Origin of the sequence: Nocardia sp. NPDC060220, from assembly GCF_042727815.1 — a bacterium.
GTDB lineage: Bacteria > Actinomycetota > Actinomycetes > Mycobacteriales > Mycobacteriaceae > Nocardia.
The window spans coordinates 1-6,418 of record NZ_JBHWZY010000380.1; the positions used below are offsets into that span (position 1 = coordinate 1).

Annotated in this window: 3 protein-coding genes and 1 pseudogene; all 4 read right to left on the reverse strand. The window is 62.6% G+C overall.

Annotation, left to right across the window (positions count from 1 at the left end):
- Window positions 1-78: 78 nt before the first annotated feature.
- Window positions 79-404, reverse strand: a pseudogene (locus ACFWF3_RS20040) (TetR/AcrR family transcriptional regulator); the annotation flags it as partial.
- 497 nt (window positions 405-901) lie between these two features.
- A complete protein-coding gene (locus ACFWF3_RS20045; protein ID WP_379314819.1) occupies window positions 902-1,141 on the reverse strand; it encodes a hypothetical protein in 240 nt (79 codons plus the stop codon).
- A 203-nt stretch (window positions 1,142-1,344) separates the two neighbouring features.
- On the reverse strand, window positions 1,345-1,815 hold the full coding sequence (locus tag ACFWF3_RS20050) for a hypothetical protein (protein WP_379314820.1): 471 nt from the start codon (window positions 1,813-1,815) through the stop codon (window positions 1,345-1,347).
- Between the two features lie 1,948 nt (window positions 1,816-3,763).
- The gene (locus ACFWF3_RS20055) at window positions 3,764-6,202 is read right to left on the reverse strand and encodes a hypothetical protein (RefSeq protein WP_379314821.1); all 2,439 of its coding nucleotides are present in this window, start codon (window positions 6,200-6,202) and stop codon (window positions 3,764-3,766) included.
- Window positions 6,203-6,418 lie beyond the last annotated feature (216 nt).

Below are 6,418 nucleotides of genomic sequence, written 5' to 3' on the forward strand. Positions count from 1 at the left end.
ATATCGGTTTGACCGGCGTGCATGCGGTCTTGCAGCCGGGACACCGGGTGCGGGTCGACGTCTATGCCTCGAACCTGCCCAGGGGCTTTCCGCTGGGCTCGAGGCCATCAGCGGAAAGACCTCGGGGTGCTCGATCGCGACGCGGCGCACACCGTGCGCGAGGCGCTGCAGATACCCCTGCCAGCTGCCGCCCACTTCGTCGGGCTCCATCAGGTTCTGCTCGTAGAGCTGGTCGACGAGGTGATCGACCACACCGGCCAGCAGGTCGTCACGCCCGGAAACGTAGCGGTACAGGGCCATGGCTTCCACGCCCAGCCACGAACCCAGACGGCGCATCGTGAGATGGCCCAGGCCTTCCTCATCGATCAGCGCAACCGCCGATTCCAGGATCAGGACCGGTCCAGCCGTGGGGAGCGCCGAGCGCCCCCGTCCTGTGCACCGTTGTCGCGCAGCTCGGCACCCGAGTCGATCGTGTCTTCGCTCAGGGCAGAGCTCCTGTCAAAAGCTTTCGGCCCCGGTAGTCCAGCACGCCGCCATAACCCCGGGCGTGCCGAGGCGGCGAGCAGGGCGATCTCGGTGAGCAAGCCGACCACCACGGCCCCGCCTCGACCTCCAGCTCCTCGGGCAGGCCACAGATCATCGCCGTCGCTCACGGCCGTACCTCGATCGCCACGATGTCACGCTGACCTCAGCGATCCCGGAGCCCGCCGCGAGATCAGCGAGACGATCCCGAACATATTCTCGCGATTCACCGGACCGGTGTGGCTCGGCAGGTTGAACGCCGTCTACAAGATGTAGGTACGTGACGACAGGCCGGAGCTGCCCATGGTGAGCAACGAGATCACCGTGCGTCTCGATGCCGCGTTGAATTTGCTCCAACCGCCGGATGAGAACCTGAGCTTCAGTTCCAGAAGTCCATGAGATCTGGTCGCCATCCCTCCGACTTGGCGGCCACGACTGCCGGATGCTCATGAACCCGCGTGTCGATCCGCTTCGTCACGCGGTGCAACATCTGACGCCAACCGAGATACACCAGCAGCGCGACGATGGGCGCGGCGACGAACCACACAATCGGAAGCTCGTCCAACAGACTAAAACTCGCCAACCACACGACCGCCAGGCCTGAAGACAGCAGCAGCATTGCCCCTTGAACCACCCAGAGCCGGTTCCATCGACGTCGGCACGGCTGGCACCGAGGAATTGTCACAGCGTCGGCCTCGACGTACGGGACGGCGCCACGCCGCAACCCGACTTTGCCCGCCGCCTCCGCGACCGATCGCTGTGTACGGCAGAACCAGCACATATCGTCGCTGGCCCCCGACGCGGGGATGGGGGACAGATCATTCACTGTATCCTCCCGCGTCGCAGGAATTTCAAGTCGTGATCCACGAAGTTGAATTCGACGCGGTTGGCCGCGGTCGTCGCATCCTTGTCGATACGCACGCCGTCTTCTTGGCTGAGGAGGTTCCTGAACACCACACAGGCGACCGCTGCGATGAATATTCCGGCGCATAGTGCCAATCCAGGACCGCTGAACGGATCGGGGAGCACAGCGATGGCGGCAATGAAGAACCCGACAGCGACCGCGACCGATCCAGCGATCAGTGCGCGCCACCGGTTACGCAGTGTCAGCGTGCGTTTCGCATCGAACACGCGGTAGACACCAACCTCGCCGCAAGCACCGCACCTCACTTGCGTCACTGCTTCGCCGCTCGTGGGGCGGGCAATATCGACTGTTGCCCCGTAGCCATGCTGCGTCGCGACCTCGTGCGTTTGAGAAATGTTCGGAGCCGGGCCTACCGGGGGCAACGGCATTGTGTCTCCTGAAGTCGAACGGTCCGGCAGGCAAACTCCATGAGTACGTTCTGCCACCACTGGTTCAACACCACTACGACGCGGCACGCCGGTCGGTGCGTACTTCGGCTGCCATCACAGGAGGCTCGTGCTGCTGGGAGTTCGTGGAGATCGTAACCGACACAACGTATTCGCGATGTCGAATCACCTCGCGAGCACCGCCGTTCAAACTCGAGTTGCCGCCGAGCAGATGACGTGATCAGGTACGAATCCACAGCCCGGCACACGGTCGACAGGGAATATGCCGACCAGGCCTCGGGCCAACTCAGCAGGTGCTCTCGCGCCGATGTGTTCTTCGCCAGGTCGTGGTCGATGAACCGGCACCTCTCGACGCCAACCGCTCCCCTGTTCTCGCACAACAACCTTGGCGGCGCCCTACCAGAAGGCGGTACGGCACACAGACGCCATCGAACTGCTACCACAGACCTCGCCGATCCGTTGCTCTCAACAGTCGACCTGTCTAGCGAGCAGCGTTTTCGTAGTGCGTATCCGCTGAGGGTCACAGAATTGGGCGATAACCCGATCCAGAGGCACGTTTCGCGCAGATAGACCGCCGACTTCGGAAGTGCGCACTCGACTCCACGTAGCCGCCGCCGGTAAGAAGTACTTACCGGTCGACATGCTCTGCGGCCAACGCTCCGGCACGAGCACTCCGCCCGCCGTCCGCTCTCTCCGCTCCAGCCAACCCAACTGACCAACGCCGAACGCCCCGCGCTCGTCCCGAGTGCAGGGCGTTCGTGACTGGGTAATCGGCCGCGCACAGGCTTGATACAAGCTAATGTTTGGCGTTCACAGCGTACCGGCACGGCCCTGCCGTGGGAACCGACCGCGTCAGGCCTCCCCCACCGCATGCGTCAGCCCACCACCAACGACGTCTGCCGGATCAGTTGGTGTGCGCAGTGGTCGAGTCGCCCTCCGGACACGCAAAGAAGGCCCCGATCATTTGATCGGGGCCTTCTTCGTCTGCAAAATGTATCGGCGAGAGTCCGCGCGGATCTCGGTTGCGCGAGACACCCGACCAGCTGACCGCCGACAACGACCGGACCGCTCGGGCCGCACAGATCTTCGTCGCCCACCCGCGCGAGGCATCGCCGACCTCACACCAGCAAGTTCGAACTGATGGCGATCAGCAGCGTTGCAGAACTGGACAACAGCCCGGACCCAGACAGAAGTGCTGGCCTACCAGACTCACAGGATTTGAACCTGCGACCATCTGGCGCGCGTTCCAGTTGTCCAGATCGCACCCATTGCTGCCCAATAGCGCTCAGCATCAACATGTTTCGAGAATCGAAATTTCTCAACGATACCCATGAATTCCCACTGATTCCGGTCAAAACTGTGCTGTTTCTGTGGGGCGCAATCAACAGCTTCCAGCGTCCGGCTATTGGTCAACCGTCCGGGCGCCGTGGGCGATCAGCCACTCATCCTTGGCGCGCGAGCAAGCCCTGATGCCGCCATAACCAGTCGATGTCTAGCGCCATCGCAGACCCCGCTTTGGCGCGCGCCGCAGAGCGCCTTCCACTGACAGAAGGTCCGACGCGATCCATCGCCGTTGGCGAGGCAGCGACCGTCCCCAGTGGTCAAACTTGCCGTTGTGTTTGCGGGCCAGTTCGACCAGGGCTGCGAGGACTGGGCGGAACGGGCCAGGGCAGTTGACGGGACACGGATTCCGCTGCCGGTCCCGGCGTTCCCGGCGCCTTGACCGGCAGTAGCGGTTCAATCACTGCCCACAGCCGGTCGTCCACGATCCACGGCGCTGCCACGACGAAACATCGTGCACTACAACAGGACTCGTCGCTACCTGACAGAACCTGTTAGGAGCTCATAGCCCGCCACCCAGGCGCAGATGTGTAGAAGGCGCGACGAAATCCTGACGATCCTCACGATGCGGCTGTTGCTGTGAACCGCATCAATCGTCAGGTTCCACCAGCTGGTTGTCAGGTTCCACTAGCTGGTTATGGAGAGCCCTAATGACATCCTGATACTCGGTCCGGTCTGCGAATCCGGAATGCGCGCAGATTGCTGGCTTTTGATCACGAGGGCCAGTATCGAGCGTTTCTGCATCTGGAATGCGATAGTCCACAAGCTGTATTGCAGCTGCCAAACTGGCGTTGGTGTCGTTGAAGATCCACCCACCGATAGGATCGCTGAAAACCCATATGTTGATCCAGCGAGGTTGCACGGTATGCAGTCGGGTCATCGCCCTCAGGCCGAAGTAGGCCGGGAAGTTTCGGGCGTAGAGCCGCCGCAACGGCGACCCGAAGGTCAGCAAGGCAATCCGCTGCCGGACGTTCTCGGGCAGTTGCAGCATGGTCGCCGCGCCGATGACGGCGCCCTGACTGTGGGTGGCGGCGATGACCCGCTGCGTGACTGAGGCCGCCATGTGCTGGCACAGCTGCAGACGCAGCTCGGGGACTGCACGCTCCGCGTAACAGGGCGGCGTCAACGGGTGGTTGGCGCGGGGCCAGAATGTGGCAACGTCCCATATGATTCCGACGGTCCGACGCGCCTGCCGGTTGCGGTATGCCATCAATGCCAGTCCGACAAGTCCCGCGGCGGCGCCCGAGAAGAGAGCGACGGCGACAGTCGTGCCAGGCAGCGTCCGCTGCAGCGCGGCCTCCCCGTCCACGCAAAACATGACCAACACCGCGGCGAACGCCAGAAGCGCAAGTCCGGTCATCACCGCGAGTATCGTCGGCAGCAGGTCGGCCATAGAAGCAAATGCTCGCTTCTCTGCGATCGCTCGCGCACGTGCCTGGCGGCCTTTCGCCTTTTCGGGCTCAGCAGGTGGAAGGTTGTAGTCTTTCGGTACCTCTTTCAGTGCAGCCGCCGTTCGGGGTTCCAGGATTTTCACCCGCACGACGACCACGATGAAAAGCAGCATCAAGAGGAGACCGAAAAAGATAATGGCTGCCCAGATGTAGGCGGGAGGAATGATTAGAGCTGCATCGGCCGAGGTGGCTTGCACCTGATCCTCGAAGCCCACGCTGGAAGGCCATTTCGAATGCGAGAGCCCTTCACACACCGCTGGCAGATTCGTTTTCCCGGCCACGAGGTCATCGACGATTTGCGTCTCGCACTGCGCTCGTACGGTGGAGGAGACAGGGTTGCCGAGGAACTGGGCAAGGAACAATCCGACGCCGGCACTGAATCCACCCCCGACGAGCCACGCGATGCCGGCAACAAAAAAGGATGCGAACCCCCACAGGGTGGGCCGAAATCCTTTGACGGTGGTCTCTGACGCGTCGGTTGGAGCCGCCGGGGGCGGTGCGGGCCACCATCGCGACACTGCGGTTGAGATGAACAACGAGGCGATAAGCGCTACCTGAACGGCTAGCAGCAGATAGATGGCGCTGTACAGGTAAGGAAGCGACATAGGTTGTGCGACATCGTATTCGACACTCGCGCGACCGACGACGACGAGCGCGACGGTGAGGGCGACGACCGACAGCCATTGCAGCACTCTGAGAGTGACCCCTACCGCGGGGGGTGCGCCCTTGCCGCCGCGGCCGGTGACGCGTGAGCTGAACACCGCCAACGCGGCTAGGACAAATATCGCCGCGTTGAGTACGAGCAAGCACGTCAAAGGACGGCGAACGTCTGCGTCGACTTGCGATCTGGCCCCCAATAGGACCACGCATGCCAAACCGGACAGCCACACCGTGACGTGACACCGCCGCAAGCGGGTTACCGACGCATCCGGCTTCCAGAAGTGGGAATCCTCAAGGGGAACAGCGTCGCTGCGAACCTCAGCTGCAGGCGGAGGAGCGCCGCCGGCTGCAGGATTGCCTCTACCGAACCACAGCAGCAGGCCCACCAACGCCGCGACAGGCAGTGAGGTCCAGAACAAGCGCATGCCCACTGACCGATCGACAAGAAAACGCAGCGGGCCGAGGCCAGCGCCGCAGCGCGGCATAGCTGCGCACTGCCAGCCCACCAGGTCGACCGCCAGAAGGACAGACGCGAGCATCAGAGTGAGCGTTAGCGTTAGTCCAATCAATCGTAAAAGCCGCACGGACGCTCCGGCGGCAGTCGTGGTCGTCCGAGACCCAGCCTTGGCAGGCGGCACCATCCAGTGAGCCAAGTTGATCAGGATGAAGGGCATAAACATCAGCCAGAGCCCTCTACTTGCCTTCCCCGACGTGAGCGCGCCCCACGAATACGCCTCTACGTTGCGGCTCGGATCTGTCGCCGCGTCAGTGGCGGAGTTGTCTCGTCGCCGATAGGTGCCTGCCAAGGAGTCGCCGCTGACCCGGTCGATGAGCTCGGCCGGGTAATGCAGCATCGCTTCGGGCGGAGTTCCCGATACACCGTGGACACGGAGTTGGACTACCGACTCGACCGTCATAGTTGGCCCACTCCCGCGTCAGGTTTACTGCAACTTATTCTGGTGTTCATATGGTTGCGTGCGATCTCCGTCGGAACACGCGTAGCGCACTACCTGATGCCGGAACGACGGAACTCACGGCCGCGCCCTCAAAAAGCCATCTGAGAATGGTGGCCAGGTCGGGCATTTCTCGGTAAGAAGCAGCGGTCTTGTCGTATCAGGTGGCGACTGCCCATT